This window comes from Micromonospora sp. NPDC048868, from assembly GCF_043198195.1.
Taxonomy (GTDB): Bacteria; Actinomycetota; Actinomycetes; order Mycobacteriales; family Micromonosporaceae; genus Micromonospora; species Micromonospora reichwaldensis.
Genome location: NZ_JBICUN010000006.1, coordinates 190,191 through 215,157 on the forward strand (window position 1 = coordinate 190,191; position 24,967 = coordinate 215,157).

General features: G+C 72.6%; 23 protein-coding genes, 1 tRNA gene and 1 other RNA gene. 17 read left to right on the top strand and 8 right to left on the bottom strand.

Annotation, left to right across the window (positions count from 1 at the left end):
• Positions 1-5: 5 nt before the first annotated feature.
• Together ACGFNF_RS12165 and hpf are read left to right on the top strand one after the other, a co-directional pair.
• Entirely contained in the window at positions 6-710 is a 705-nt protein-coding gene (locus ACGFNF_RS12165; protein ID WP_357576459.1) for a ComF family protein, read from the top strand.
• 248 nt (positions 711-958) lie between these two features.
• Positions 959-1,591: a ribosome hibernation-promoting factor, HPF/YfiA family gene (gene hpf, locus ACGFNF_RS12170; RefSeq protein WP_357576460.1), complete on the top strand. Its 633-nt coding sequence runs from the start codon at positions 959-961 to the stop codon at positions 1,589-1,591.
• 58 nt (positions 1,592-1,649) lie between these two features.
• Here the strand turns inward: hpf and ACGFNF_RS12175 are convergent, their stop codons facing one another.
• Positions 1,650-2,759, bottom strand: a complete 1,110-nt coding sequence (locus ACGFNF_RS12175; RefSeq protein ID WP_357576461.1) for a GNAT family N-acetyltransferase — start codon at positions 2,757-2,759, stop codon at positions 1,650-1,652.
• Positions 2,756-3,919: a GNAT family N-acetyltransferase gene (locus ACGFNF_RS12180; RefSeq protein WP_393167541.1), complete on the bottom strand. Its 1,164-nt coding sequence runs from the start codon at positions 3,917-3,919 to the stop codon at positions 2,756-2,758. The genes ACGFNF_RS12175 and ACGFNF_RS12180 overlap by 4 nt, the downstream gene beginning before the upstream one ends.
• A gap of 160 nt (positions 3,920-4,079) precedes the next feature.
• On the opposite strand from ACGFNF_RS12180, the gene secA reads away from it, so the two are divergent.
• On the top strand, positions 4,080-7,001 hold the full coding sequence (gene secA / locus ACGFNF_RS12185; protein WP_357576463.1) for a preprotein translocase subunit SecA: 2,922 nt from the start codon (positions 4,080-4,082) through the stop codon (positions 6,999-7,001).
• Between the two features lie 206 nt (positions 7,002-7,207).
• Here the strand turns inward: secA and ACGFNF_RS12190 are convergent, their stop codons facing one another.
• Positions 7,208-7,804, bottom strand: coding sequence for an Rv3235 family protein (locus ACGFNF_RS12190; RefSeq protein WP_357576464.1), 597 nt, complete (start codon positions 7,802-7,804; stop codon positions 7,208-7,210).
• 104 nt (positions 7,805-7,908) lie between these two features.
• Entirely contained in the window at positions 7,909-8,136 is a 228-nt protein-coding gene (locus ACGFNF_RS12195) for a helix-turn-helix domain-containing protein (protein ID WP_121396459.1), read from the bottom strand.
• 217 nt (positions 8,137-8,353) lie between these two features.
• Here ACGFNF_RS12195 and ACGFNF_RS12200 point away from each other — a divergent pair, with 217 nt between their 5' ends.
• Positions 8,354-8,863, top strand: a complete 510-nt coding sequence (locus ACGFNF_RS12200) for a DUF6912 family protein (RefSeq protein WP_357576465.1) — start codon at positions 8,354-8,356, stop codon at positions 8,861-8,863.
• Positions 8,864-8,927: 64 nt separating this feature from the next.
• On the opposite strand, the gene ACGFNF_RS12205 is transcribed toward ACGFNF_RS12200, so the two are convergent.
• A complete protein-coding gene (locus ACGFNF_RS12205; RefSeq protein ID WP_357576466.1) occupies positions 8,928-10,079 on the bottom strand; it encodes a hypothetical protein in 1,152 nt (383 codons plus the stop codon).
• A gap of 251 nt (positions 10,080-10,330) precedes the next feature.
• Here ACGFNF_RS12205 and pruA point away from each other — a divergent pair, with 251 nt between their 5' ends.
• The 10 genes from pruA (at position 10,331) to ACGFNF_RS12255 (ending at position 19,315) form a co-directional block, all read left to right on the top strand.
• Positions 10,331-11,959, top strand: a complete 1,629-nt coding sequence (pruA, locus tag ACGFNF_RS12210; protein WP_357576467.1) for an L-glutamate gamma-semialdehyde dehydrogenase — start codon at positions 10,331-10,333, stop codon at positions 11,957-11,959.
• Positions 11,960-12,062: 103 nt separating this feature from the next.
• A complete protein-coding gene (locus tag ACGFNF_RS12215; protein ID WP_151456887.1) occupies positions 12,063-12,866 on the top strand; it encodes a tryptophan 2,3-dioxygenase in 804 nt (267 codons plus the stop codon).
• Between the two features lie 117 nt (positions 12,867-12,983).
• Complete coding sequence (locus tag ACGFNF_RS12220) at positions 12,984-13,499, top strand: PadR family transcriptional regulator (RefSeq protein WP_357576468.1); 516 nt, start codon at positions 12,984-12,986, stop codon at positions 13,497-13,499.
• 195 nt (positions 13,500-13,694) lie between these two features.
• Positions 13,695-14,816, top strand: a complete 1,122-nt coding sequence (prfB, locus tag ACGFNF_RS12225; protein WP_311414173.1) for a peptide chain release factor 2 — start codon at positions 13,695-13,697, stop codon at positions 14,814-14,816.
• A gap of 118 nt (positions 14,817-14,934) precedes the next feature.
• Positions 14,935-15,615 (top strand): cell division ATP-binding protein FtsE, encoded by a 681-nt coding sequence (gene ftsE / locus ACGFNF_RS12230; RefSeq protein WP_089001878.1) that lies wholly within the window; start codon positions 14,935-14,937, stop codon positions 15,613-15,615.
• 65 nt (positions 15,616-15,680) lie between these two features.
• Positions 15,681-16,556: a permease-like cell division protein FtsX gene (ftsX, locus tag ACGFNF_RS12235; protein WP_357576469.1), complete on the top strand. Its 876-nt coding sequence runs from the start codon at positions 15,681-15,683 to the stop codon at positions 16,554-16,556.
• A gap of 135 nt (positions 16,557-16,691) precedes the next feature.
• On the top strand, positions 16,692-17,171 hold the full coding sequence (gene smpB / locus ACGFNF_RS12240; protein ID WP_088964850.1) for an SsrA-binding protein SmpB: 480 nt from the start codon (positions 16,692-16,694) through the stop codon (positions 17,169-17,171).
• Between the two features lie 104 nt (positions 17,172-17,275).
• Positions 17,276-17,651, top strand: a transfer-messenger RNA (tmRNA) gene (gene ssrA / locus ACGFNF_RS12245).
• A gap of 190 nt (positions 17,652-17,841) precedes the next feature.
• Positions 17,842-18,312, top strand: a complete 471-nt coding sequence (locus ACGFNF_RS12250) for a hypothetical protein (RefSeq protein ID WP_357576470.1) — start codon at positions 17,842-17,844, stop codon at positions 18,310-18,312.
• Between the two features lie 40 nt (positions 18,313-18,352).
• Entirely contained in the window at positions 18,353-19,315 is a 963-nt protein-coding gene (locus tag ACGFNF_RS12255) for a hypothetical protein (RefSeq protein WP_357576471.1), read from the top strand.
• 21 nt (positions 19,316-19,336) lie between these two features.
• Here the strand turns inward: ACGFNF_RS12255 and mdlC are convergent, their stop codons facing one another.
• Both mdlC and ACGFNF_RS12265 read right to left on the bottom strand, forming a co-directional pair.
• A complete protein-coding gene (gene mdlC, locus ACGFNF_RS12260; protein WP_357576472.1) occupies positions 19,337-20,932 on the bottom strand; it encodes a benzoylformate decarboxylase in 1,596 nt (531 codons plus the stop codon).
• Positions 20,933-21,016: 84 nt separating this feature from the next.
• The gene (locus ACGFNF_RS12265; RefSeq protein ID WP_357576473.1) at positions 21,017-21,820 is read right to left on the bottom strand and encodes an S-methyl-5'-thioadenosine phosphorylase; all 804 of its coding nucleotides are present in this window, start codon (positions 21,818-21,820) and stop codon (positions 21,017-21,019) included.
• Positions 21,821-21,970: 150 nt separating this feature from the next.
• Between ACGFNF_RS12265 and ACGFNF_RS12270 the strand changes: the two genes are divergently transcribed.
• Both ACGFNF_RS12270 and ACGFNF_RS12275 read left to right on the top strand, forming a co-directional pair.
• Positions 21,971-22,561, top strand: a complete 591-nt coding sequence (locus tag ACGFNF_RS12270; RefSeq protein ID WP_089001872.1) for a YqgE/AlgH family protein — start codon at positions 21,971-21,973, stop codon at positions 22,559-22,561.
• A gap of 86 nt (positions 22,562-22,647) precedes the next feature.
• Positions 22,648-22,720 (top strand) — tRNA-Ala (locus tag ACGFNF_RS12275).
• A 70-nt stretch (positions 22,721-22,790) separates the two neighbouring features.
• Here ACGFNF_RS12275 and ACGFNF_RS12280 read toward each other — a convergent pair.
• Positions 22,791-23,831, bottom strand: coding sequence for a DUF4034 domain-containing protein (locus tag ACGFNF_RS12280; protein WP_357576474.1), 1,041 nt, complete (start codon positions 23,829-23,831; stop codon positions 22,791-22,793).
• Positions 23,832-24,020: 189 nt separating this feature from the next.
• Between ACGFNF_RS12280 and ACGFNF_RS12285 the strand changes: the two genes are divergently transcribed.
• Positions 24,021-24,962, top strand: a complete 942-nt coding sequence (locus tag ACGFNF_RS12285; RefSeq protein ID WP_357576475.1) for a phytanoyl-CoA dioxygenase family protein — start codon at positions 24,021-24,023, stop codon at positions 24,960-24,962.
• The last annotated feature ends 5 nt before the right edge of the window (positions 24,963-24,967 follow it).

Here is a 24,967-nt window from a genome sequence, read left to right on the forward strand (position 1 = left end):
TCTCCGTGCGGGATCTCGGCGGGCTCTGGGCGGACCTCACCGACCTGGTGCTGCCCGTGGAGTGCGCCGGTTGCCGCGAGCGCCGGCCGGGGCTTCGGCACGGCGTCTGCCCGGAGTGCGTGGCGGCGCTCGGCGCGCTGCGCCCCCGGGCCGTACGACCCACTCCTGCCCCGCCCGACCTGCCGCCCTGCGTCGCCCTCGGCCCGTACGCGGGCCCGCTGCGGGAGGCGTTGCTGGCGTACAAGGACCACGGCCGGCACGGGCTGGCCCGGCCGCTGGGGGCGCTGCTAGCCGAGGTCGTGGCGGCGGCGGTGGGCGGGGTCCGCCCGGTGACGCTGGTGCCGGTGCCGGACACCGCGGCGGCGGCCCGCGCCCGGTACGGCGACCACCTCGGCCGGCTGACCCGGCACTGCGCGGACCGGCTGCGCCGGGCGGGCTGGCCGGTGCGGGTACGGCGGCCGCTGCGGGCCCTGCCCCGCCCCGACTCGGTGACGCTGGACAGCGCCGGCAGGGCGGCGGCGGCCGAGGCGGCCTTCCGGGTCCGCCCACGGGTCCCGTCCGCGCCCGACGGGGCGGCGGTGGTGGTGCTCGACGACATCCTGACCACCGGGTCCACCCTCGCGTCCGTGGGGCGGGCGCTGACCGCGAGCGGGCTGTCACCGACGGTCGCCGCGGTGCTCGCCGCGACCGAGCGACGGCGCACTTTGTGACGGTGCGTGTTTCCGTTTCACCCGTTGGTGTATGAGCTGTGAAAAATTGTTGGCTGTCCCGGCGACCGGGGGTGACTGTCGAGGGAACAGGAGTTAGCGTTTTCGTGTCGGGGGTAGGAGGTGTTTCCATCCGCCCCCGGTGGTGAAAGGAGGCGTAGCCGCACTGACCGGTCGACGCCGAGTGGGGCCTCCCCCAGGGCGCGCGACCGGATGCCGGAACGAACGACCGTCCGAACTAGGGAGGTCACATGGACATCGTGGTCAAGGGCCGTAACGTCGAAGTGCCGGATCATTACCGGGTGCACGTGGCGGACAAACTCGCGAAGATCGAACGCTACGACCATAAACTTATTCGTGTCGATGTGGAGCTGTTCCACGAGCGCAATCCGCGCCAGGCCGACCACTGCCAGCGCGTCGAAATCACCTGCGTTTCCCGTGGCCCGGTGATCCGGGCGGAGGCCTGCACGAACGACTTCTACAGCGCGCTCGACGCGGCCATCGCCAAGCTGGACACCCGGTTGCGCCGGGCGGCCGACCGCCGCCGCGTCCACCGGGGCCGGCACGCGCCGCTCTCCGTCGCCGCAGCCACCGCCGGCCTGCCGGTGGCCGGCCTCGACGCGCCGCTGGGCGCGTCCCCCGACGGCGTCGGGACGGCCACCGCCGTCGCCGAACGGGTCGAGGAGGAGGAACACGACCAGCCCTGGCACATCGCGCGGGAGAAGGTGCACCCCGCCGAGCCGATGACCGTCGACGAAGCCCTGTTCCAGATGGAACTCGTCGGCCACGACTTCTACCTGTTCCAGGACAAGGAGTCCGGCCGCCCGAGCGTCGTCTACCGGCGGCACGCCTACGACTACGGAATCATCTCCCTCGCCGTCTGACCCTCCGGCGCCGTGGTGGCGGCCCACCCGCCAACCACGGCCGCCGAGGGCGGGCGGGTCAGCGGAGTTCGTCGGGGAGCAGCCCGAAGACCAGGTCGTCGATGCGGCTGCCGGCCAGTCCCGGCAGCCGCCCGAGCAGCAGACCCTCCCGGCGGAATCCCACCCGCTCCAGCACCCCGTGCGAGGCGGTGTTGGCGGGCACGGTGCCGGCGACCAGCCGGGCGATCCCGGCCGGACCGAACGCCCAGCCGGCCAGGAGCCGTACCGCCCTGGTGGCCAGCCCGCGTCCCCGCTGGTCGGGCAGCAGCGCGTAGCCGACCGAGCCCTCGCCGGCCGCCGGGTCGGAGAGGCTGAGCCCGCAACTGCCCGCCGGCTCGCCGGTGACCGCGTCGACGATCAGCAGCCGGGCGATGCTGCCGGTGAGCCATGCGCTCTCGGCCAGCAGGCAACGCCGCTCGACGGCCGCCCGGGTCGGCGGCACCGGCGGGGCCTGGTTCGCCACCACCTCCGGACGCGTGTGCAGGCGGTACATCACGTCGACGTCGTCCGGGCCGAGCCGGCGCAGGGTCACCACGCCGTCGGTGAGCCGGCCGTCGGGCAGGTCCGGCAGGAGCCGGGGGGCGGGACCGGGTGGGTCGTCGGCGAGGCGTACCCACGCGAGCAGGTCCGTCCGGCCGCCGCCCCGCAGTTGGCCGGCCGCCCGGCGTACCCCCTCGTGGGTGAAGCCGGCGGCGAGCGCCACCCGCTGGCTGGCCGGGTTCTCGGCGTGGGTCATCAGCTCCAGCCGGTGGAGACCGTGCCGGAGCGCGGAGTCGGCCAGGGCCCGCGTCGCGGCGCTGGCGATCCCGCGCCGCCGCGCCCACGGCGCGACCCAGTAGCCCACCTCCGCCTGCCGGCGCGGCGGCACGACCTGGCCGATGCCCGCGCCGCCGACCAGCCGGTCGGTGGTCCGGTCGGCGATGGCGTACGCGGCCCCGCCGGTGGCCCAGGCCGCCGGGGCGCCCTCGGTGATCCACCAGCGGGCGTCGGCCTCGGTGTACGGCTGCGGCATGCCGGGGTTGAACCGCAGGTTGACCGGGTCGCCGCAGCCGGCGGCCAGGTCGGCGGCGTCGGCGGGGCGGAACTGCCGCAGCCGCACCCCGTCGGCCTCGATCACCTCGGGCGTCACGTCAGGTCCCCGGCGAGCAGTGCGCCGACCCAGACGTCCACCCGCTCGTCGCGGTGGGTGAGCCCGCCCCGGGCGACGCCCTCGACCGTGAAGCCGGCCTTCTCGGCGACCCGACGGGAGGCGGTGTTGCCGACGTTTGCCTTCCATTCGATCCGGGCCAGGCCCAGCGTGGTGAAGCCCCAGGCGCTGAGCGCGGTCAGCGCGGCCGACAGGTAGCCCCGGCCCCGGGCCGCGGGGGCGGCCATGAAGCCGACGTCGGCCAGCAGCGGGTCGGCGGGGGAGAGCCGCAGGTCGATCGTGCCGACGTACCGGTCCTCGGCGTCGGCGACCACGAAGCAGGCGCTGGTGCCGCCGGCCCAGGTGCCCCGGCCGAAGTGCAGGTACGACTCGGCGTCCGCCCGCTCGTACGGGTCGGGCACGGTGGTCCACCGGATGCTCTCCGGGTCCCGGCAGGTGTCGACGACCGCGTCCAGGTCGCGCTCCTCCATCGGGCGCAGCCGCAGCTCGGTGGCGCCGGCGGTGGCGAAGAGGACGGGCTGGGGCCCGCCGAAGACGGCGGCGCGACGGGCCTCCAGGGTGCCCGATCCGGCCGGACCGGTCTCCCCGGGGGCGGGCACCTCGCCGGGGAGCAGGGAGCCGATCCAGCCCTCCGCACTGCCGCCGGGGGCGGGGTCGGCGAGCCGCAGCCGGCCCTCGACGCGGAAGCCCGCCCGGAGCGCGACCAGGCGGGAGGCGTGGTTGCCCACCTCGGCCTGCCAGATCAGCCGGCGCAGCTCCAGCGCGTCGAACGCCCAGCGGGCGACGGCCCGGCTGGCCCGGACGGCCACGCCCGCGCCCCGGGCCCACGGCGCGGTCCAGTAGCCGATCTCGCCGGAACGCAGGCCGGTGTCGATCGAGACGAGCCCGCAGGAGGCGAGCAGTTCGCCGGTGGCGGCGTCGCAGACCGCGAACGGCGCCCCGGCGCCCGTCGCCCAGTCCGCCGGGGTCACCTCGGTCACGAACCGGTGCGCGTGTTCGGGCAGGTACGGGCGCGGTACGGTGGTCCAGCGCTGGATGTCCGGGTCCTGGCACGCCCGGTGCACCGCGTCGGCGTCGGTCGCCCGCCAGGGTCGCAGCAACAGGCCGTCCTCGGTGATCTCGACAGGTTCCACCCGAGCCATCGTGCCGGACCGTTCGCGGACGGCGTAACCGGATTTCGGCGGGGCGGCGCGAGTCGGGCGTGTTATGTCGGTTTCGCCGGCTCGGAGGGCCGCCACCAGTGACCATCGCGCCGATGGAGCGCCTACGATGGTTCGAGACTGTCTAGGGGAGCGTTGATCCGTGTCGATTCTGGAAAAGGTCCTCCGCGCGGGCGAGGGCCGTATGGTGCGCCGGCTCAAGGCCATCGCCGCCGCCGTCAACTCGATCGAGGACGACTACGTCAACCTCACCGACGAAGAGTTGCGCGGCATGACCGACCAGTTCAAGGAGCGGCTCGCCGACGGCGAGACCCTCGACGACCTGCTGCCGGAGGCGTTCGCGGTCTGCCGCGAGGCGGCCGCCCGGGTGCTCGGCCAGCGGCCCTACGACGTCCAGGTCATGGGCGGCGCGGCGCTGCACTTCGGCAACATCGCCGAGATGAAGACCGGTGAGGGCAAGACCCTGACCTCGGTCATGCCGGTCTACCTCAACGCGCTCTCCGGCAACGGCGTGCACGTCATCACGGTCAACGACTACCTGGCCCAGCGGGACGCCGCCTGGATGGGCCAGGTGCACGAGTTCCTCGGCCTCACCGTCGGCGTGGTGCTGCCCAACCGGCCGGCCACCGAGCACCGGGCCGCCTACGAGTGCGACATCACCTACGGCACCAACAACGAGTTCGGCTTCGACTACCTGCGCGACAACATGGCGTGGTCGAAGGAAGAGCTGGTCCAGCGCGGCCACAACTTCGCGGTGGTCGACGAGGTCGACTCGATCCTCATCGACGAGGCCCGCACCCCGCTGATCATCTCCGGCCCGGCCGAGCACTCCGCCCGCTGGTACGGCGAGTTCGCGGGCGTCGTGGCCCGGCTCCAGGCCGGCAAGGACGGCGAGGGCGACTACGAGGTCGACCACTCCAAGCGCACCATCGCCGTCACCGAGCGCGGCGTGGCCAAGGTCGAGGACCGGCTGGGCATCGACAACCTCTACGAGTCGGTCAACACCCCGCTGGTGGGCTACCTCAACAACGCCATCAAGGCCAAGGAGCTCTACAAGCGCGACAAGGACTACATCGTCAGCGACGGCGAGGTCCTGATCGTCGACGAGTTCACCGGGCGCATCCTGCACGGCCGCCGCTACAACGAGGGCATGCACCAGGCGATCGAGGCCAAGGAGGGGGTGGAGATCAAGCAGGAGAACCAGACCCTGGCCACCATCACCCTCCAGAACTACTTCCGCCTCTACGAGAAGCTCTCCGGCATGACCGGTACCGCCCAGACCGAGGCGGGCGAGTTCAACAAGGTCTACAAGGTCGGTGTGGTGACGATCCCGACCCACCGGCCGATGGTCCGCCAGGACCGGCCGGACGTGATCTACAAGACCGAGAAGGCCAAGTTCAACGCCGTGGTGGAGGACATCGCCGAGCGGCACGCGATGGGTCAGCCGGTGCTCGTCGGCACCGTCTCGGTGGAGAATTCCGAGATCATCTCCCAGCTGCTGCGCCGGCGCGGCATCCCGCACTCCGTGCTGAACGCCAAGTTCCACGCCCGTGAGGCCGAGATCGTCGCCCAGGCCGGCCGCAAGGGCGCCGTCACCGTCGCCACCAACATGGCCGGTCGTGGCACCGACATCCTGCTCGGCGGCAACGCCGAGTTCCTCGCCGCCAACGAGCTGCGCCAGCGCGGCCTCGACCCGGCCGAGCAGGAGGAGGAGTACGCCAAGGCGATGGAGGAGGTCCTGCCCCAGTGGAAGCAGGCCTGCGACGCCGAGGCGGAGGAGGTCGCCGCCGCCGGTGGCCTCTACGTGCTGGGCACCGAGCGGCACGAGTCCCGGCGCATCGACAACCAGCTGCGCGGTCGGTCGGGCCGGCAGGGTGACCCGGGCGAGTCCCGCTTCTACCTCTCGCTCCAGGACGAGCTGATGAAGCGCTTCCGCTCCGGCGCCGTCGAGGCGGTCATGGAGCGCTTCAACATCCCGGAGGACGTGCCCATCGAGTCGAAGATGGTCACCAAGCAGATCAAGAGCGCGCAGGCCCAGATCGAGGGCCAGAACGCCGAGATCCGCAAGAACGTCCTCAAGTACGACGAGGTCATGAACAAGCAGCGCCAGGTGATCTACGCCGAGCGGCTGCGGGTGCTCAACGGCGAGGACCTCTCCGACCAGGTCCGCAACATGATCGACGACGTCGTCGACGCGTACGTGCGGGGGGCCACCGCCGACGGCTACGGCGAGGACTGGGACCTGGAGCAGCTCTGGGCCAGCCTGAAGCAGCTCTACCCGGTGGGCATCACGATCGAGGAGCTGGAGGAGGAGGCCGGCGGCTCGCGGGCCGGCATCGACGCGGACTTCCTGCTCTCCCGCCTCAAGGAGGACGCGCACGCCGCGTACGACCGGCGTGAGGAGCAGCTCGGCGAGGAGGGCACCCGCCAGCTGGAGCGGATGGTCCTGCTCCAGGTCATCGACCGCAAGTGGCGCGAGCACCTCTACGAGATGGACTACCTCCAGGAGGGCATCAGCCTGCGGGCGTACGCCCAGCGCGACCCGGTGGTGGAATACCAGCGCGAGGGCTTCGACATGTTCGCGACGATGATGGACGGCATCAAGGAGGAGACGGTCGGCTTCCTCTACAACCTCGAGGTCCAGGTCAACGAGCCGGAGCCCGAGGCCGAGGAGGTCCAGCTGCTCGACAAGCCGGTCGAGATCCGGGCCAAGGGCCTGGGTCGGGCCCCGCAGCAGCAGGGCCTGCAATACTCCGCGCCGACCATCGACGGCGAGGCCGGCGCCGGTGCGGTGGCCGTCGAGCACGCCGAGCAGCAGGCGCCCGCGCTGGGCGTCGGTCGTCCGGCACCGGCCGCCCCGGCCGCGCCGGGCACGACCGCCCCGGCGGCGCCGCAGCGTCCGGCGTCGGGTCTGCGTGGCCCGGGCGTCCCGGCCGGCAACAACCGGCGGGCGGCGTCGGGGCAGGCGGAGGCCGGCAACGGCCCGTCCCGCAACGCGCCGTGCCCGTGCGGGTCCGGCCGGAAGTACAAGCGCTGCCACGGCGCCCCCAACGGCGGCGCGTGACAGGCAGCTGAGCGGGCCAGCGCCCGCCGGAGCAGTCGAGCCGTGGTCCTCGTGGACCACGGCTCGCTTCCGTCTCGGCCACCGTCCGGGCGGCTGGTCACCCGGGCCGGGGGGTGCGCACCTCGGCGACCGCCGGGTCGGCGCGCACCAGGTCCACCCCGGGATCGTGGGTGAGCACCGTGCGCGCCTGGCCGGAGCCCGATGGCTCAGAGCACCTGGAGGGCCGTGCAGAGCCAGCTGCCCCGGCGGTGCTCCAGGCGCAACGCCATCGCCCAGGTACGCCCGCCCGTGCTGGTGAGCACCGCGGCCACCTCGACGGCGGCGGTGCGCGGCTCGCAGACCCGCAGCCGGAGCAGGCGTACGGCCGGGCGGGTCGACCGGCGGCGGAGCGGGCCGGAGCGGGCGGTGGCGCGGGCCAGCTCGGGCAGCAGCCCGGCTGCCCGCGCCGGGTCGAGCAGCGGCCTGAGCTGCCCGGGCGAGCGGTAGCCGTTGAGCACCTCCAGGCAGGTGCGGACGAACCGGTGCGCGGCCCGGGTCGCCTCGGGGGTGGCGGTCACCAGCGCGTCCAGTGGCAGCGGGGCGGCGGGCCGACGGCCGGGGCCGGTCGGTACCGGCCGCTGTCGTCGGCCGGGCGGCCGGTCGGCCTCGCGCCGGGACGGCTCGAACAGGTCGAGGACGAGCTGGGCGTGGCCCGGGGCCGGCCAGTGGGCGGCGTCGTCGTCGGTGAACGGCGGCTCGAACGAGGGGGCGGGGCGTAGCCGCACGGGAGGGCGCGCCGGCCCGGGTCGGCGGTGATCGGTCATCCGGGAACCTCCCACGATCTTGCGTTTGCCTTCGTTTGCCTTCGACAAGCTTCATTCTCGGGCACGGCAGAGCTCGCGGTCAATGCCCCTGCGGAGTGGTCCAGCTACTCCGGGTCGCGGTCGGCCAGCGGGTTGCTCCGCACCCAGTCGGCCGTCTCGGCGTACTTGCGCTCGATGTACTCCTCCAGCCGGGCGCGTTCCACCCGCCACTGGCCGCGCCCGCCGATCTTGATCGCGGGCAGCTCGCCGCTGCGCACCATGTGGTAGACCTGCGAGTCCGACACGTTCAGCTCGGTGGCCACGTCGGAGAGCAGCAGGAACCTCGGCTCCACGGAAACCCCCGGGGTTGGCGTCGTTTGCTTCAGTTTGCCACCGACGGCCGACATGGCCCAGCCGCCCGGCCGCGACCTGCGCCGAGCCGCCCCGGGACACACCGGTGGGACGCTTCCACCGCAGAAGGTGCGCGGTGTATGACGGTCACGGCGATAGGGCATGATCGGCCGGGGCCGGCGGAAGCCGGCGCAGGGACCTGAGCGGGGGAGACGAGCGGTGACCGAGGAGCTTGTCCGGGTGTACGTGCCGGCGACCGTCCCGATGCTGACCCTCCTGCGCGGCGCCGGGCTGCCGGTGGCCGCCGCGCACGCGGTGACCCCCACCCTGCGGGAGTGGTACGCCGAGGGCGACGAGGAGGAGCTGGAGTACGTCGCCTTCACCCGGGCCGCTCAGGACGCGTTGCAGCTGCTCCGGGCCGACCCCGACGCGCCCCGCCGCCGGATCGTCGTCTCGGTCGACCTGCCCGCCTCGGCCGTGGGCCGGGGCGACGGGGAGCTGGGCTCCAGCGCGGTCGAGCTGAGTGCCCCCGTGCCGGTGGGCGCCGTCGCGGCCGTCCACATGGACGGCGCCGACGCGGTCGAGGACGTCTCCGCCGCGGCGGAGGCGGTCACCGAGGCCCTGGCCGGCGACCCGGACGCGCAGTTCACGGTCGACGGCGCCGAGGACCACGAGCTGGAGTGGTACGACGTCACCGAGCTGGACCTGCTGCTCCGCGCCACCTCCTGACCTCCCGCGCGCCGCCTGCGCCGCCCGACGGGCGGAATGTCGGCCGGTGCCGGGTGCCGCGAGGTCAGCGGGTGGGGGCGGCCTCGACCGGCTCGTCGTCGTCGGCGTGGGCCGGCCCGAGGGTGCGGCCGAAGGCGATCATCGCGGTCAGGGCGCCGACGAAGAGCACCCAGATGGCGTTGTCGATCCGGGAGGTGCCCAGCGAAGTCTGGGCCACCGCGTCCGCCTCGCTCAGCGCCCCGGCCAGGTCGAGCAGGGACCGCCCGCCGACCCGGATGATCACCTCGGCGACGATCAGGAGCAGGCCCGGGCCGGCGCCGGCCAGCAGGTAGGCGGGCCAGCGGGGCGCGGGCGCCGCCGCGTCGAGCCGGGCGGACCGGCGGCGGGCCAGGGTCAGGTACCCGAAGGCCAGCAGCCCGGCCACCAGGCCGGCGAGCAGGGACTCGGTGCGGGACACCCACTTGGCCGCGCTCAGCAGCGACTCCTGGCCGTCGCCGCCGCCGAACAGGTCGAAGAGCGGGTCGCGGGCCCGGCTGAAGGCCACCACGAAGATCAGCGTGCCGAGGGCGGCGGCCACCACGGCCCCGACCACGGACCCGCTACGCGCGCCGGCGACGGCCCCGCCGACGGTCGCCGCTGCGGCGGTGGTGGCGGCGATCACGTTGGTGGTCGCGTTGTCGGCGTACGTCAGATTGATCGCGAACGCGGCGGCGAGCCCGACGAGCAGGCCGGTGCCGATCGCCGCCACGAAGCGCAGGGTGACCCGCTCGCTGCCCCGGCGGGCGAGCAGGTCGACACCGAAGAGGGCGAAGCCGGCGCCGGCGACCAGCGCCGCCGAGATCACCCCCGGCAGGGCGAACGCGGAGAGGCTGATGGCGGTGAGCCCGGCCGCCGCGGAGCTGATCACCTCGCGGGTCGACCAGAGCATCGCGGCCAGCCACCCGAGCGCCAGGAGCGCCAGCACCGGCGCACCGGGCGCGAGCGGCAGCGCCGTCCCGCCCCGCGGGTCGACGGAGGGGCCGGCCCCGGTCGCGTCGGTCTCGTCCACCGGTGCGGCGCCGGTGGCGTCCCGCGCTTCGGCGGCGGTGTCCCCGGCGGCGTCCGTCGCGGCGGCGGCGGTTTTCCCGACGGCGTCCGTCGTCTCGGGAACGGCGTCGCCGGCCGGCGCCGACCGGTCCGACTCCGCGGCTGCGGAGCTGCCGGGCTGCTTGGTCATCGTGTTCCCTCCGACGGACGCCCGGCCCCGGTGGGCCGGCAGTTCACCGGCCACCCAGCGTACGCGTCCACCACGCCCGCCCCCGTCGCCCGCCCCGCGCAGGGTGGAAGGGCCGGGGGTGGGGCGTGGAAGAATCGGGGAGAGGTCCCGCTGCCGTGACCGGTCAACCCGGCACGGCGTCGGCGCCGGTCACCCGGCCGGTGCCCGCGGGTCCGGTTTCGCCACCGCTGTCGAGATCGCCAGGAGCCTTGATGGACGCTGTGTTCTCCGTACCCGAGCCGCGCAACGAGCCGGTCCGCAACTACGAGCCGGGCGGTGCCGACCGGGAACGGCTCCAGCGGCGGCTGACCGAGCTGGCCGCCGAGCGGATCGACCTGCCGATGACCATCGCCGGTGAGCAGCGGATGGCCGGCGGCGAGTCGATCAACGTCGTGCAGCCGCACAAGCACGCGCACGTGCTCGGCGTCACCGCACACGCCACCCACGACGACGCCCGCGCCGCCGTGAAGGCCGCCAAGGACGCCGCCGGGATGTGGCGGGCCCTGCCGTTCGAGGAACGGGCCGCGATCTTCCTGCGCGCCGCCGAGCTGCTCGCCGGCCCGTGGCGCGACACGCTGAACGCGGCCACCATGCTCGGCCAGTCGAAGACCGTCATCCAGGCCGAGATCGACGCGGCCTGCGAGTTCATCGACTTCCTCCGCTTCAACGTGCACTTCGCCCGGGAGCTGCTCGAGGCGCAGCCGATGTCGTCGCCGGGGGTGTGGAACCGCTTCGACCACCGCCCGCTGGAGGGCTTCGTCTACGCGGTCACCCCGTTCAACTTCACGGCCATCGCCGGCAACCTGCCCTCGGCGCCGGCCCTGCTGGGCAACACCGTGGTCTGGAAGCCGGGCCCGACCCAGCAGTTCGCCGCGCACTTCACCATGCGGCTGTTCGAGGCGGCCGGCCTGCCCCCCGGCGTGATCAACATGGTCACCGGGCGCGGCGAGGAGGTCTCCGACGTGGTGCTCGCCGACCCGGACCTGGCCGGCATCCACTTCACCGGCTCCACGAAGGTCTTCCAGCACCTGTGGCGGACCGTCGGCGAGAACATCTCCCGCTACCGGGGCTACCCCCGGCTGGTCGGCGAGACCGGCGGCAAGGACTTCGTCGTCGCGCACACCAGCGCCGACGTCGACGCCCTGCACACCGCCCTGATCCGTGGCGCCTTCGAATACCAGGGCCAGAAGTGCTCGGCGGCGTCCCGGGCGTACGTCCCGCGGTCGCTGTGGGAGGGCGGGCTGCGCGACCGGCTGGCCGCCACCGCGGAGTCCCTCACCTACGGCGACGTCACCGACTTCGGCAACTTCGGCGGCGCCGTGATCGACGCCAAGGCGTTCGACCGGCACCGCGCCGCGCTGGAGCTGATCTCCGGCGACGACGCCTGCCGGGTCCTCGCCGGCGGCACCGCCGACGACTCCGTCGGCTGGTTCGTCCGGCCCACGCTGTTCGAGTGCACCGACGCGGCGCACGAGACGTTCACCACCGAGTACTTCGGGCCGATCCTCGGCGTGCACGTCTTCGACGACGGCCGCTTCGACGACGTGGTCAACCAGGCCGAGTCGATCGCGCCGTACGCCCTGACCGGGTCGATCTTCGCGACGGACCGCCGGGTGGTCGACGCGGTCGCCGAGAAGATGCGGTACGCGGCCGGCAACTTCTACATCAACGACAAGCCGACCGGCGCCGTGGTCGGGCAGCAGCCCTTCGGCGGCGCCCGGGCCAGCGGCACCAACGACAAGGCCGGCTCCTGGCACAACCTCGTCCGGTGGATGTCGCCCCGGACGATCAAGGAGACCTTCGTCGCGCCGACCGACCACACCTACCCCCACATGGGCTGAGGTCGAGGTGTAAGGAAGGGCCCTTTCTCCACGCCTCGTGCACAGGAAGGGGCCCTTCCTTGCCAGCGGGCGGGGGTGGGGCGGCGGCGGTACCGTGGCCGCTGTGACCCACCCCACCCCCGCGCAGGATCCCCACTTCGGCGAGCAGGGTGGCCTGCTCACCTACACCGACTACCTGCGGCTGGCCGACCTGCTGGCCGCCCAGGTGCCGGAGTCCGACCCGGCCTCCCACGACGAGCTGCTCTTCATCACCATTCACCAGGTCTACGAGCTGTGGTTCAAACTGCTGCTCTCCGAGCTGACCGACGCCCGGGACCGGATGCTGGACGGCGAGACCTACCTGCCCCGGGTGCGGCTGGAGCGCTGCCACGTGGTGGAACGGGTCCTGATCGGTCAGGTCGACGTGATCGACACGATGACCCCGCAGGACTTCCTGGCCTTCCGCACCAAGCTCGCCCCGGCCTCGGGCTTCCAGTCCGCCCAGTTCCGGGAGATCGAGTTCCTCTCCGGCCTCAAGGACCCGGACTACCTGCGCCGCTTCCGGGGGCTTCCCGACGTCGAGCGGGAGCGCCTGGAGCGGCGGCTGGCCGAGCCGAGCCTCTGGGACGGCTTCCTGGCGGTGCTGGGCAGGGCCGGTTTCGACGTCACCGAGGAGGAGTCGCGCTTCGCCGCGTACGCCACGATCGCCGGGGACCGGGAGCGGTTCGGGCCGCTGTGGGACCTCGCGGAGGCGCTTGTCGCCCACGACCAGGCGTTCTCGCTGTGGCGGGCCCGGCACGTGCTGATGGCCGAGCGGCAGATCGGCACGAAGCCCGGCACCGGGGGCTCGGCCGGCGGGGCTTATCTGCGCTCCCGGGTGGAGACCCGGTTCTACCCGGAGCTGTGGGAGCTGCGTAGCCGACTGTGACCGTTCCGCGCCTCCTCGACGCACTGTCTCGCGCCGACAGTGCACATAGGAACCCGACCGGGTGGCGAAAATGCCAAATCCTGGACGCCGCGTCGGCAAAGTGGCAGCGTGAGGGGCATGGCGGATTCCGGAGTCAACCCCACGGCGGCGGCCCTGCTCGGGCTGCTCCACGAGGGCCCCATGACAGGTGGCCAGTTGATGGCCGCCGCCGAGCGCCGACTGGCGCCGTACTGGTCGATGACGCGTAGTCAGGTCTACCGGGAGCTGCCGGTGCTGGCCGAGCGGGGCCTGGTCCGGATGGGCAAGCCCGGCCCGCGCTCAAGCCAGCCGTACGCGATCACCGCAGCGGGAAAACGGACATTCTCCCGCTGGTTGGCCGAGGAGCCGGGGCGGGACACCATCCGTAACCCGATCGCCCTGCGGATCGCCTTCGGCGAGCTGCACTCGGCCAGCCAGCTCAAGAACCTCCAGGCCGCGGCCAACGAATACCACACCGAGGCCCTGGCCAAGGTCCGGGAACAGGTCAAGAACGCCAAGAAGGAGGGCGACGCGTACGACGCCAGCGCGCTGGAGTTCGCCGTCGCCTACCACAAGGCCGCCCTGTCCTGGCTGAAGAGCGCCCCGGTCGCCTGACCACAGGGCATCCCACCGGAACCTTTTTGGCTCGTGACTGCGGGGCTCGCAAGCTCACTCCTCGCACGAGCTGGGTCTTTTTGGCTCGTGACTGCGGGGCTCGCAGGCCCGCTGCTCGCACGAGCTGGGTCTTTTTGGCTCGTGACTGCGGGGCTCGCAAGCTCACTCCTCGCACGAGCAGTACCCTTGTCTGTCGTGACCGCTGCCGATTACGCCGAACAGCTCAAGGGCCTCGACGCCACCCTGCGCAACATCGAGGCGGTGCTCGACATCGACCGGCTGCGCGCGGACAAGGACCGCCTGGAGCAGGAGGCCTCCGCGCCCGACCTGTGGGACGACCAGGCGAAGGCCCAGCAGGTGACCTCCCAGTTGTCGTACGTCAACGGCGAGATCAGCAAGCTCGGCAGCCTCCGCTCCGGGCTCGACGACGCCAAGGTGCTGCTGGAGCTGGCCGAGGCGGAGTCCGACCCGGGAGTGCTCACCGAGGTCGAGGCGGAGATCGCCTCACTGGGCAAGGCCATCGAGGAGATGGAGGTCCGCACCCTGCTCTCCGGCGAGTACGACTCCCGGGAGGCGCTGGTCGCCATCCGGGCCGGCGCCGGCGGCGTGGACGCGGCGGACTTCGCCGAGATGCTGCTGCGGATGTACCTGCGCTGGGCGGAGCGGCACGGCTACCCGACGGAGGTCTACGAGACCTCCTACGCCGAGGAGGCGGGCCTGAAGTCGGCCACCTTCACGGTCAAGGTGCCCTACGCGTACGGCACGCTCAGCGTCGAGTCGGGCACCCACCGGCTGGTGCGGATCAGCCCCTTCGACAACCAGGGGCGCCGGCAGACCAGCTTCGCCGGCGTCGAGGTGCTGCCGGTGGTCGAGCAGACCGACAGCATCGAGATCCCCGAGAACGAGATGCGGGTCGACGTCTACCGCTCCTCCGGCCCGGGCGGGCAGAGCGTCAACACCACCGACTCCGCCGTGCGGCTCACGCACATCCCGACCGGCATCGTGGTCACCTGTCAGAACGAGAAGTCCCAGCTGCAGAACAAGGCGTCCGCGCTGCGGGTGCTCCAGGCCCGCCTGCTGGAGCGCAAGCGCCAGGAGGAGCAGGCCAAGCTCCAGGGCCTCAAGACGGACGCCGCCGGCTCGTGGGGCGACCAGATGCGGTCGTACGTCCTGCACCCGTACCAGATGGTGAAGGACCTCCGGACGGAGCAGGAGACCGGCAACCCGACCGCGGTCTTCGACGGCGACCTGGACAAGTTCCTCGAGGCGGGCATCCGGTGGCGCAAGCAGCAGCAGCTCGCCGGCGACGCTGCGTGATCAACCGTGGGCGGAGCGCGTCGTCGATCTTCCCGGTACGCCCGAATTGGATGACGCGACTCGCAACGGCGGGGCGTGGGGCTTGGCTCCTCGGTTACACCGCGTAGACTCACGACCCGTGATTCAGCTTGAGCAAGTGACGAAGACGTACCCGAAGGCGTCCCGGCCTTCGCTCGACAACGTGTCCGTCTCGATCGAGAAGGGTGAGTTCGTCTTCTTCATCGGTCCATCCGGCTCCGGCAAGTCCACCATCATCAAGTTGCTGCTGCACGAGGTCTCGCCCAACAAGGGCCGGGTCGTCGTCAACAGCAAGGACGTCACGTCGATGCGTTCCTGGAAGCGACCTCACTTCCGGCGTTCCATCGGCTGCGTGTTCCAGGACTTCCGGCTGCTGCCGAACCGCACCGCGTACGAGAACGTGGCGTTCGCCCTCGAGGTGATCGGCAAGACCAAGGCGGTCGCCCGCCGGGTCGTGCCCGAGGTTCTGGAGCTGGTCGGACTCGGTGGCAAGGAGCACCGTTACCCGCACGAGCTCTCCGGTGGTGAGCAGCAGCGGGTCGCCGTCGCCCGGGCGTTCGTGAACCGTCCGCTGATCCTGCTCGCGGACGAGCCGACCGGAAACCTGGACCCGGACACCTCGATCGAGATCATGCGCCTGCTGGACCGGATCAACCGCACCGGCACGACCGTCGTGATGGTCACGCACGACTCCAACATCGTGAACCAGATGCGCCGCCGGGTCATCGAGATCGAGAGCGGCCGCATCGTGCGCGACCAGGCCCGCGGCGTCTACGGCTGAGTCGACGCCACCCCTGCGCAGCCTGACGACGAACACCTCATGCCGGAGACCCGGAGGAAATCCCGATGCGCGTGAAATACGTCCTGTCCGAGGTACTGGTCGGACTGTGGCGCAACGTGACCATGACCATCGCGATGATCATCACGATGGCGGTCTCGCTGACCATGCTCGGCGCCAGCGGTCTCATGTACCGCCAGGTCGACGACATGAAGGACCTCTACTACAAGAACATCGAGGTCTCGATCTTCCTCACCCAGGAGGTGAGCCCTGAGCAGCGCGGCGCGTTGGAAACCCAGCTGAAGGGCGACCCGCTGGTCAAGGAGGTCCTCTACGTCAACAAGGACGAGGCGTACAAGCGCTTCCAGGAGATGTTCCAGGACGCTCCGGACCTGCTCAGCGCCGTCAAGGCGGACAGCCTGCCCGAGTCGTTCCGGCTGAAGCTGAACAACCCGGAGCAGTACAAGAACATCTACGACCAGTACAAGGAAGTCGAGGGCGTCGACGAGATCGTCGACCAGAGCCGGCTGCTGGACAAGATCTTCGACATCCTCACCGCGATCCAGAACATCGCCCTGGCCGCCGCGATCGTGATGGCCGTCGCCGCCCTGCTCCTGGTCGCCAACACGATCCAGGTGGCCGCGTACAGCAAGCGGCGTGAGGTCGCGGTCATGAAACTGGTCGGCGCGTCGAACTGGTTCATCCAGGCGCCGTTCGTACTGGAGGCCGTGGTCGCCGGCCTGATCGGCTCGTTGCTCGGCCTGGTGGCCCTCATCGCGGCCAAGTACCTGCTCTTCGACGGGTCGCTCCAGGCGCTGCAGGGCCTGCTCTCGCCGATCAGCTGGGGCGACATCCTGTTCATGTTCCCGCTGATGGCCGGCGTCGGTGGCCTGGTCAGCGCGATCACCGCCTGGGTCACGCTCCGCTTCTACCTGCGGGTCTGACGCCCGTACGGCTCGACGACGGCCCTCCCGCGCCAGGAACAAACGGCGCGGGAGGGCCGTTGCCGTTCGGGTAGCATGATCTCCGCCCCGCGGCCGGTCACGTCCGGCGCGGATCACCGGAAGGGGGTGGCGCCGATGCCACGGGAAAAGGGACGCAAGGTCGTCGCCTCCAACAAGAAGGCCCGGCACGACTACGCGATCCTCGACACCTACGAGGCGGGCATGGCGTTGACCGGCACCGAGGTCAAGTCGCTGCGGGCCGGGCGCGCGTCGCTGGTCGACGCGTTCGCGCAGGAGCGCAACGGCGAGCTCTACCTGCACGGGATGCACATTCCCGAGTACACGCAGGGCACCTGGACCAACCACGAGCCCCGGCGGACCCGCAAGCTGCTGCTCAACCGGCTGGAGATCGACCGGCTGATCGGCAAGACCCGCGAGGGCGGCCTGACCATGGTGCCGTTGCAGGTCTACTTCTCCGACGGCTGGGCCAAGGTGGAGATCGCCCTGGCGAAGGGCAAGAAGTCGTACGACAAGCGGCAGGACCTCGCCAAGCGGGACGCGGACCGGGAGATCGCCCGGGTCGCCGGCCGGCGTGGCAAGGGCATGGACGACTGAGATGTCCGTCCTGTCCGGTCCGGCGCGCCCGCCGGGGGCTCGGGATGAAACCCGTTGCGGGAGGCGTTACGCTTGTCAGTGCCGCCACATTGGCGGCCTGTCGAGGGGGTGACTGGTTTCGACTTCGTACGCAGCGACAGGGGAAGCGAGCCGAGGAAGCCGACGTCGTCTCGAGAATCGGTCGTCGGAAACCAATAAGCGCCAAGAACAATCGCGCTGACTTCGCTCTCGCCGCCTGAGGCGAGTAGTGAGTCTGTCGGCCTGGGAGCGCCTTCGACCCAGTTAGCCGGCATCAGCTAGAAGGCTGGCCAATCGGACCCGGTCGCGGGGTCCGTGCGGCGAGATCAATCAGCGACTGGGCCCGTCACACCAACTTGCTCGCGTGAGCGGTGGGGCCGAGTAGAGGCACAGCGAGCTGCGCTCGGAGAAGCCCTGACAAACCGGCGAAGGACCCGGGTTCGATTCCCGGCACCTCCACCACCAGACGATGCGCCCCGGTCCACCGGACCGGGGCGCATCGTCGTGTCCGGACCGGTCGGCCCTGGGGCGGCCGGGTCGCACGGGACAGGAGGGGCGGATGGGACCGATGAGGTCCGTCCCGCCTCTGGACAGGGCGGACGCGCGGGTCCACCATCGCTGTACGCGGTCAGACGCGACGCGGGAGGTGCCCATGGTCACCGGTCCGATCCAGCAGCCGCCCACCCCGCCCGGAGGGCTCCGGCCGCGCGCCGCGCGCCGGCTCCCCGGCACCCCGCCCGGGGACCTGCACCCGCTCGCCCGGGCGCTGGCCGTCGCGCCGGCCGGGCCGCGCTGGCGGGAACGTTTCCTCGTGGGGCTCGGCCCCGTGCGGCGGGGCTTCACGGAGCACGTCCGGGTCACCGAGGGGCCCGCCGGCCTCTACGCCGAGGTGCTCGGCCAAGCGCCCCGGCTGGAACGCGGGGTGCGCCTGCTGGCCCGGGAGCACGTCGCCATCACCGCCGGGCTGAGCGCCCTCCAGCAGGCGGCGGAGCTGCCGGACGCCTCGCTCGACGACCTCCTCAACCGGGCCGCGCACCTGCTGCGGGCCCTCGCCCGGCATCGGCAGCGCGGCGCGGACCTGCTCTGGGAGGCGTACGAGACGGATCTCGGCGGAGAGACCTGACCAGGGGGAACCGGTGTGGGCGTACCCACGTCCAACCCACATGCGCCGTACCGCCGCCCTGCTGGGCCTTCCGCTGTTGATGATCGTCGCCGGGTGCGCGCCGGCCGGCTCCGACCCGGCCGTCGACCCGGTCGACTCCGACCCCCGTCGCGACGCCTTCGCCCAGCGGGCCACCGAGGTGGCCGACTCGTGGCGACCGCTTCCGGCGTGGAAGTCCGGTTACGTGCCGATGCAGGACCCGACGGTGCTCGTCGGCGACCCGGGCTTCACCGGGGAGACCAAGATCGCCTTTCTCAACGGCTGGTACCGCGACCAGGTCGACATGCCCGTCGCGCAGCCCGCCGACGGCACCATCACGTTCCCGGACGGCACGCTTACCGTCCCGCTGGTCAGCGCCGCCACCGCGTACGGGCAGCTGGACCAGGGCGACCCGCCGCCGTGCGACGGCCGCCCCAAGGACCCCGGGACGAAGCTCCCCGGTGGCGGCCCCACCATCGAGCCGGGCCCGGACGGCCCGGTGAGCAGCAACTCGCAGACCGCCTGCGTCCCGCTGACGGTCACGGCCGTGAAGCTGGGCACCGCGCCGGTGCGCACCAGCCGGGGCGAGGCGCAGGTGCCGGCGTGGCTGTTCACCGTCGAGGAGATCACCGCGCCGGTGGCCCGACTCGCCGTGGCGCCGCAGGCCGTCACCGCCCCGCCCGAGCCCGCCCCGCCCGCCCAACCGGCCCCGGAGGGGCTGGTCGGCGCACAGGACGTCCAGTCCGTCAACGGCACCGAGCTGACCTGGCGGCTCGGCGTGGGCAGCTGCGACACCGCAATCACCCCGATGGTGCAGGAGCGCGACGACGTCGTGGTGGTGGGCGGCAGCGTGATCCGCGCCACCGGCGTGTGCAACGCGATGCTGAAGATGGAACCGGTCACCGCCACGCTGAAGGCGCCGCTGGGCGACCGGCCGATCCTCGACGTGCTCACCGGCGCGCCGCTGCGCCTCGCGACGCGCTGACGGGGGCTACCGGGTGGCGGCTCACAGGAGGCGGGGCACCTCGGTGCTGACCGGCACCGGCAGCACCGTCGGGCCGTCGGCGCGCAGGCCGGCGGCCAGGGCGTCGCCGAGCTGCTCCGGGGTCTCCACGACGGTGGCCGTGCAGCCGTAGCCCCGGGCGATCGCGGTGATGTCCAGCCCCGGCAGGTCCAGCCCGGGCACCCCCGGGGTGTCCTTGAATTCGGCGAAGGCCTTCAGGATCGCGTACTGCTGGTTGACCGGCACCACCACGACCAGCGGCAGGCGCAGCCGCGCGGCGGTCCAGAGCGCCTGCACCGAGTAGTGGAACGAGCCGTCCCCGATCACCGCGACCACCGGCCGTCCCCGGCCGGTGTCGCGCTGCGCGAGCGCGATGCCGACCGCCGCCGGCAGGCCGTACCCGAGGCCGCCGCTGGCCATCGTGAAGTACGACCCGGGGCGGGTGGCGCGCAGCCGGCGGCGCAGCGCCGGCAGGCTGGACGGCGACTCCTGGACCAGGATCCCGTCGGCCGGCCAGTGCCGGGCCAGGGCCGCGAAGAGGGCGTCCGGGGCCAACGGCAGCCCGTCCGCCGGCGGGGGCGGATCGGGGCGCGCCGGCGGCGCCGGCCGGTCCACCGCCGGGAGCAGGTCGACCAGGGCGGCCAGGGCCAGCCCGGCGTCGGCGAGCAGGCTGTCGCCCACCGGCGCGCGGGCGGCCTCGTCCGGGTCGTCGGTGACGTGCAGCAGGCGGGCCCCGGCGGGCAGGTGGTCGCCCGGCACGTGCGGGTAGTAGCGGAACACCGGAGCGCCGACCACCAGCACCGTGTCGTGCCCGTCCAGCGCCTCCGAGAGCGGCCCCATCGCGAACGGGAGCACCCCCCGGAAGTGCGGGTGGTCCTCGGGAAAGGCGGCCCGCTCCGGCGCGGGCGCCGACCAGACCGGCGCGGCGAGCCGCTCCGCCAGCGCCACGGCGGCGGGCCAGCCGTCGGCCCGGTCCACGGCCGCGCCGAGCACCAGCGCGGGCGCGCGGCTGGCGGCCAGCACGGCGGCGAACTCGCGCAGCCGGCGCGGGTCGGGCGCGAACCGGGTCGCCACCGTCCGCACCGGCGGTGGCGGGTCGGCCGGCTGCGCCCAGTCGTCGAGGGGCAGCGAGAGGAAGACCGGCCCGGCGGGCGGCTGCACCGCCGTCGCGTACGCCCGCATCAACGCCGCCGGGACGTCCTGCGCGCGGACCGGCTCGTGGCTCCACTTCACGTACGGCTGGGGCAGTTCGGTGGCCCGCCGGCTGGCCAGCCGGGGCTCGATCAGCAGCATCTCCCGGGTCTGCTGGCCGGCGGTGACGATCAGCGGGGTGCGGTTGTGCCACGCGGTGACCAGGTTGCCCATGCCGTTGCCCGTGCCGGGGGCGGTGTGCAGGTTGACGTGCGCCGCCCCGCCGGTGGCCTGCGCGTAGCCGTCCGCCATGCCGACGGCCGACGCCTCGTGCAGGGCGAGCACGTAGTGGAAGTCGTCCGGGAAGTCGCGCAGGAACGGCTCCTCCGTGGAGCCGGGGTTGCCGAAGACCGTGGTCAGGCCGAGGGCCCGGAGCAGGTCGTACGTGGTGTCGCGGACCGTAGCCATCGCCTCTGAATCTATCCGGACGACTCAGGCGACTAGGGCTTTTCGCCGCTGCTCCAGGTGTAAGGAAGGTGCCCTTCCTTCACCTCAGGGGAGCGCGAAGGGGAGGGTGATGCCGTCCAGCGCGTGCCCGCAGGCGCAGTCCCGCTCGGCCGGCAGTGCGGCGACGGCCGCCAGCAGCAGGCCCCGCAGCCGGTCGGTGTTCTCCCCGAAGACCCGGAACACCTCCTCCTGCGTCACCGCGCCGCCGCCCTCCACGCCCGCGTCGAGGTCGGTGACCAGGGCGATCGAGGAGTAGCACAGGGCCAGCTCGCGGGCCAGCACCGCCTCCGGGTGGCCGGTCATGTTGACCACCGTGCCGCCGATCGAGGCGTACCACCGCGACTCGGCACGGGTGGAGAAGCGCGGGCCCTCGACCACCACCACCGTCCCGCCGTCCACCGCGGGCACGTCCCGGCCGGCCGCGGCGGCCAGCAGCGTACGCCGGCCCGAGGGGCAGTACGGGTCGGCGAAGGAGACGTGCACCGCGCCCCGGTCGTAGTAGGTCTGCGGCCGTCCGCTGGTGCGGTCGATCAGCTGGTCGGGCACCACGAACGTGCCCGGCCCGAGATCCGGCCGCAGGCCGCCCACGGCGCAGGGGGCGAGCACCTGGCGTACGCCGAGGGAGCGCAGCGCCCAGAGGTTGGCCCGGTAGGGGATCAGGTGCGGCGGGTGGCGGTGGTCCCGGCCGTGGCGGGGCAGGAACGCCACCCGCCGGCCGCTGACCTCGGCGATCGTCACGGCGTCGGACGGCGGCCCGAAGGGCGTCTCCACCACGTGCTCGGTCGCGTTGTCGAGCAACGCGTAGAGCCCCGAACCGCCGATCACCGCGAGTTCAACCGTGGGACCCATCGGCCCTCCCTCGTGTCCGCCGATCTACCGCACGTCAGACCTTAGCCACCGCCCCGGGGGCAGGCTATGGTGCCAGGCATGGCGTTCACAGCGCGGATGACACCGGTGCCCCCGGGCGTCCCGGTCCGGTCGGTCTGACGGGTGTCCGGCATGCAGGGAGAGGGGCAGGCGATCGGCGGGCGGGCGACGGGGTCGATGACCGGGCGGCTGCTGGTCGCGACGCCGGCGCTGAAGGACCCGAACTTCGACCGTACGGTGGTGCTGCTGGTGGCGCACGAGCCCGGCGGCGCCCTCGGCGTGGTGCTCAACCGGGCCACCGAGGTGCCGGTCGCCGACGTGCTCGGCGACTGGAGCGACCTGGCCCGCGACCCGGCGGTGCTCTTCGAGGGTGGCCCCGTGCAGCCCGACTCGGCGATCTGCCTGGCCCGGATGCGCCACCCGGTGCAGCGGCTCAGGGGATTCCACCAGGTCTCCGGGGCGGTCGGGACCCTCGACCTCTCCGTCGACCCGGGGCCGCTGCGGGAGGGCATCACCGGCATCCGGGTCTTCGCCGGCTACTCCGGCTGGGGCACGGGGCAGTTGGAGCAGGAGATCGAGGACGGCTCCTGGTTCGTGCTGGACGCGCTGCCCGGCGACGCCTTCGTGGACCGGCCGGACGACCTGTGGCCGATGGTGCTGCGCCGCCAGGGCGGCATGATGGCGGCGGTCGCGCACTTCCCGCCGGACGTGGCGCTCAACTGAGCCGCGTGGGGTGGGCCCCCGCGAGATGACCATGCGGCGGTCGCTGTGTATAGTTCTCTCGTGCCCGGGTGACCGGGACGAGGCAAGGGGCCGTGGCGCAGCTGGTAGCGCACCACACTGGCAGTGTGGGGGTCAGGGGTTCGAGTCCCCTCGGCTCCACCCTTGTTTTACAGGTCAGCGGCCTGGTCGAGAGCGATTCGACCAGGCCGCTGATTCGTTCTCCGGCCGGTCAGGCGGCGCGCCGGGCGCGGCGGCGGGCCTGCATGAAGGCGGTGTCTCCGCGTACGCGGTCCCACCAGGCCCACGGAACGCCTGTCACGTACCGGCCGATCGAGGCGAAGACCGGCGCGGCGTCGGCGTCGCGGCCGGTGCGCGCCAACCCGTACGCCAGGATGTTCGCGTCGTTCAGCCAGTCGGCGTGCCGGGTGGCCGGCTGGTGGAACCACCGGGACAGCGCGTTGTCGAGATCCGACTGCATGACCGGGTCCTGCCGCCACCGCTCGCTGACCTCACCGGCGGCGCTGCCCTGGGATGCGCGCTCCTGCTCCCACAGCGCCCACTCGGCGGCGGCCTGTACCGGCAGCACGTGCAGCGGCGAGCCCGCAGGGGCCGCGGCGGCGACCGACCGGGCGAAGCCGAACATCGCCTCGTGCGAGCCGCTCCACTTCCTGCAGTGGTAGGTCAGCTTGAGCATGTGCCCCTCCCGATGCCAGGGGTCGCGCCGGGTCAGCTCACGCCACGTCTCCTCGACGTCCTCCCGGGGCGTGCTCTGGCCGATCATCAGGTCCAACAGGTTCACGTACGGCGTGGGGTCCTCGGGGGCGAGCCGCATCGCCAGATCGTTCACCTGCCGGGCCAGTTGCAGCAGGCGGTTGAACTCGGTCCACTGCGCCGGGCGGACGCTGGCGGCCCAGTCCCCGCCGCGCACCTCCCAGGCTCGTGCCACCAGGGACCGGGCACGTACGAGTTGCGCATCCGGACTGGTGGGCGTGCGCGCCGCCCAGCGGTCGGTCCAGGCGGCCGAGGTGTCGACCCGGCCGGTCGCGGGGTCGACCCGGGAGCCAAGCCCACCGGCGGTCGACTCGGCCATGACGCGGACGTACCGCGCCCGACGGTCGTGGTCACCGCGGGTGGCAGCCAGAGCCTTCCGGGCGGATTCGCTGTCGGAGCCGTACCGCGCCTGCGTGCACGCCTCGCGCAGCACGGCGTCGTCCTGGGCCGGGTTCGTATCGATCTGGCGGGTGAGCAGCCGCCACACGGTCGAGATCACAATCCTGGATGGTAGGCGTCGGCTGGCGTCCTCCTCGGGCCCGGACCTGGTCCCCCTCGGAATAGGGGTCCCGTCGCACAAGTGAGGCGTTGTCGCGCACCGTGCCTTCTGTCACGATCGCCCCACTGGAGGCCTTTCCCCCGCCGGGTGGTTGGGCTCGATCCCGTGCGGCCAGCGAAGGAGCCGATGGTGGACCACCCCCACGCGTTGACAGCCGAGCAACTGGACCAGTTCCGGCGCGACGGGCACCTGATCCTGCGGGGCGTGCTCCCGACCGGGACGCTGGACGCGCTGCACGGCTCGTTCAGCCGCGTCGTGGACCACCTCGCCCGGCAGTGGCAGGAGCGCGGGGTGATCACGGAGACCTTCGCCGACCTGCCGTACGACCAGCGCTACCTGCGCCTGATCGAGTCCAGCCAGGTCCGCGTGCCGGCCGCCTGGCGGCGGATCCTGGTGGGCCGGCCGGTGTACGACCTGTGGCGTACCCCCGAGCTGCTCGGCCCGGTGCGCAGCCTGCTCGGCGACGAGGTCTACGCGCACGGCGTCTGGAACGCCCGGCCGCGCGACCCCCACGGCCGCACCCAGCAGGTCGCCTGGCACCAGGACGCCTACTACTACAAGGGTTGGGACGCCTCGGTCGGGCCGCTGCTGTCGGTGTGGATCCCGCTGGTGCCCGTCGACGAGGACACCGCCTGCCTCCAGTTCGTCACCGGCTCGCACACCCGGGGCTGGATCTCCCGCGATCGCCTGCCCAACGGTGAGTACGGCACGTCGGACGAGGCTGTCGGGGACGGCCCCGTCAGCACCGCCCGGATGGAGCCCGGCGACGTGGTGATCTTCACGGACACCACGCTGCACCGCTCGACGCCCAACGTGTCGGACCGCATCCGGTGGAACATCGACATCCGGTTCGCCCCGGCCGTCGACGAGGTGATCCGGAACTCGCCGCGCGGCTACCGCTGCTTCAGCGCCGCCGACCCGGCACAGGTCGAGTCGTTCGAGACCTGGGCCGGGCGGTACCGGTACGAGCCGGAGGACCTGCTGACGGAGCTGACGAACTTCGAGGAGGGCTACGACCTGGACGTGCTCAGGGCGTTCTCCCGGGCGTCGCCGTACGCCGACATCTACTGAGGCCG

Excerpts from the sequence above, each read along its gene's own strand:
- hpf (WP_357576460.1), top strand. The coding sequence starts at position 959 with ATGGACATCGTGGTCAAGGGCCGTAACGTCGAAGTGCCGGATCATTAC.
- ACGFNF_RS12180 (WP_393167541.1), bottom strand. The coding sequence starts at position 3,919 with ATGGCTCGGGTGGAACCTGTCGAGATCACCGAGGACGGCCTGTTGCTG.
- ACGFNF_RS12190 (WP_357576464.1), bottom strand. The coding sequence starts at position 7,804 with ATGACCGATCACCGCCGACCCGGGCCGGCGCGCCCTCCCGTGCGGCTA.
- ACGFNF_RS12205 (WP_357576466.1), bottom strand. The coding sequence starts at position 10,079 with ATGACCAAGCAGCCCGGCAGCTCCGCAGCCGCGGAGTCGGACCGGTCG.
- pruA (WP_357576467.1), top strand. The coding sequence starts at position 10,331 with ATGGACGCTGTGTTCTCCGTACCCGAGCCGCGCAACGAGCCGGTCCGC.
- ACGFNF_RS12220 (WP_357576468.1), top strand. The coding sequence starts at position 12,984 with ATGGCGGATTCCGGAGTCAACCCCACGGCGGCGGCCCTGCTCGGGCTG.
- ftsX (WP_357576469.1), top strand. The coding sequence starts at position 15,681 with ATGCGCGTGAAATACGTCCTGTCCGAGGTACTGGTCGGACTGTGGCGC.
- smpB (WP_088964850.1), top strand. The coding sequence starts at position 16,692 with ATGCCACGGGAAAAGGGACGCAAGGTCGTCGCCTCCAACAAGAAGGCC.
- ACGFNF_RS12250 (WP_357576470.1), top strand. The coding sequence starts at position 17,842 with ATGGTCACCGGTCCGATCCAGCAGCCGCCCACCCCGCCCGGAGGGCTC.
- ACGFNF_RS12255 (WP_357576471.1), top strand. The coding sequence starts at position 18,353 with ATGCGCCGTACCGCCGCCCTGCTGGGCCTTCCGCTGTTGATGATCGTC.
- mdlC (WP_357576472.1), bottom strand. The coding sequence starts at position 20,932 with ATGGCTACGGTCCGCGACACCACGTACGACCTGCTCCGGGCCCTCGGC.
- ACGFNF_RS12265 (WP_357576473.1), bottom strand. The coding sequence starts at position 21,820 with ATGGGTCCCACGGTTGAACTCGCGGTGATCGGCGGTTCGGGGCTCTAC.
- ACGFNF_RS12270 (WP_089001872.1), top strand. The coding sequence starts at position 21,971 with ATGCAGGGAGAGGGGCAGGCGATCGGCGGGCGGGCGACGGGGTCGATG.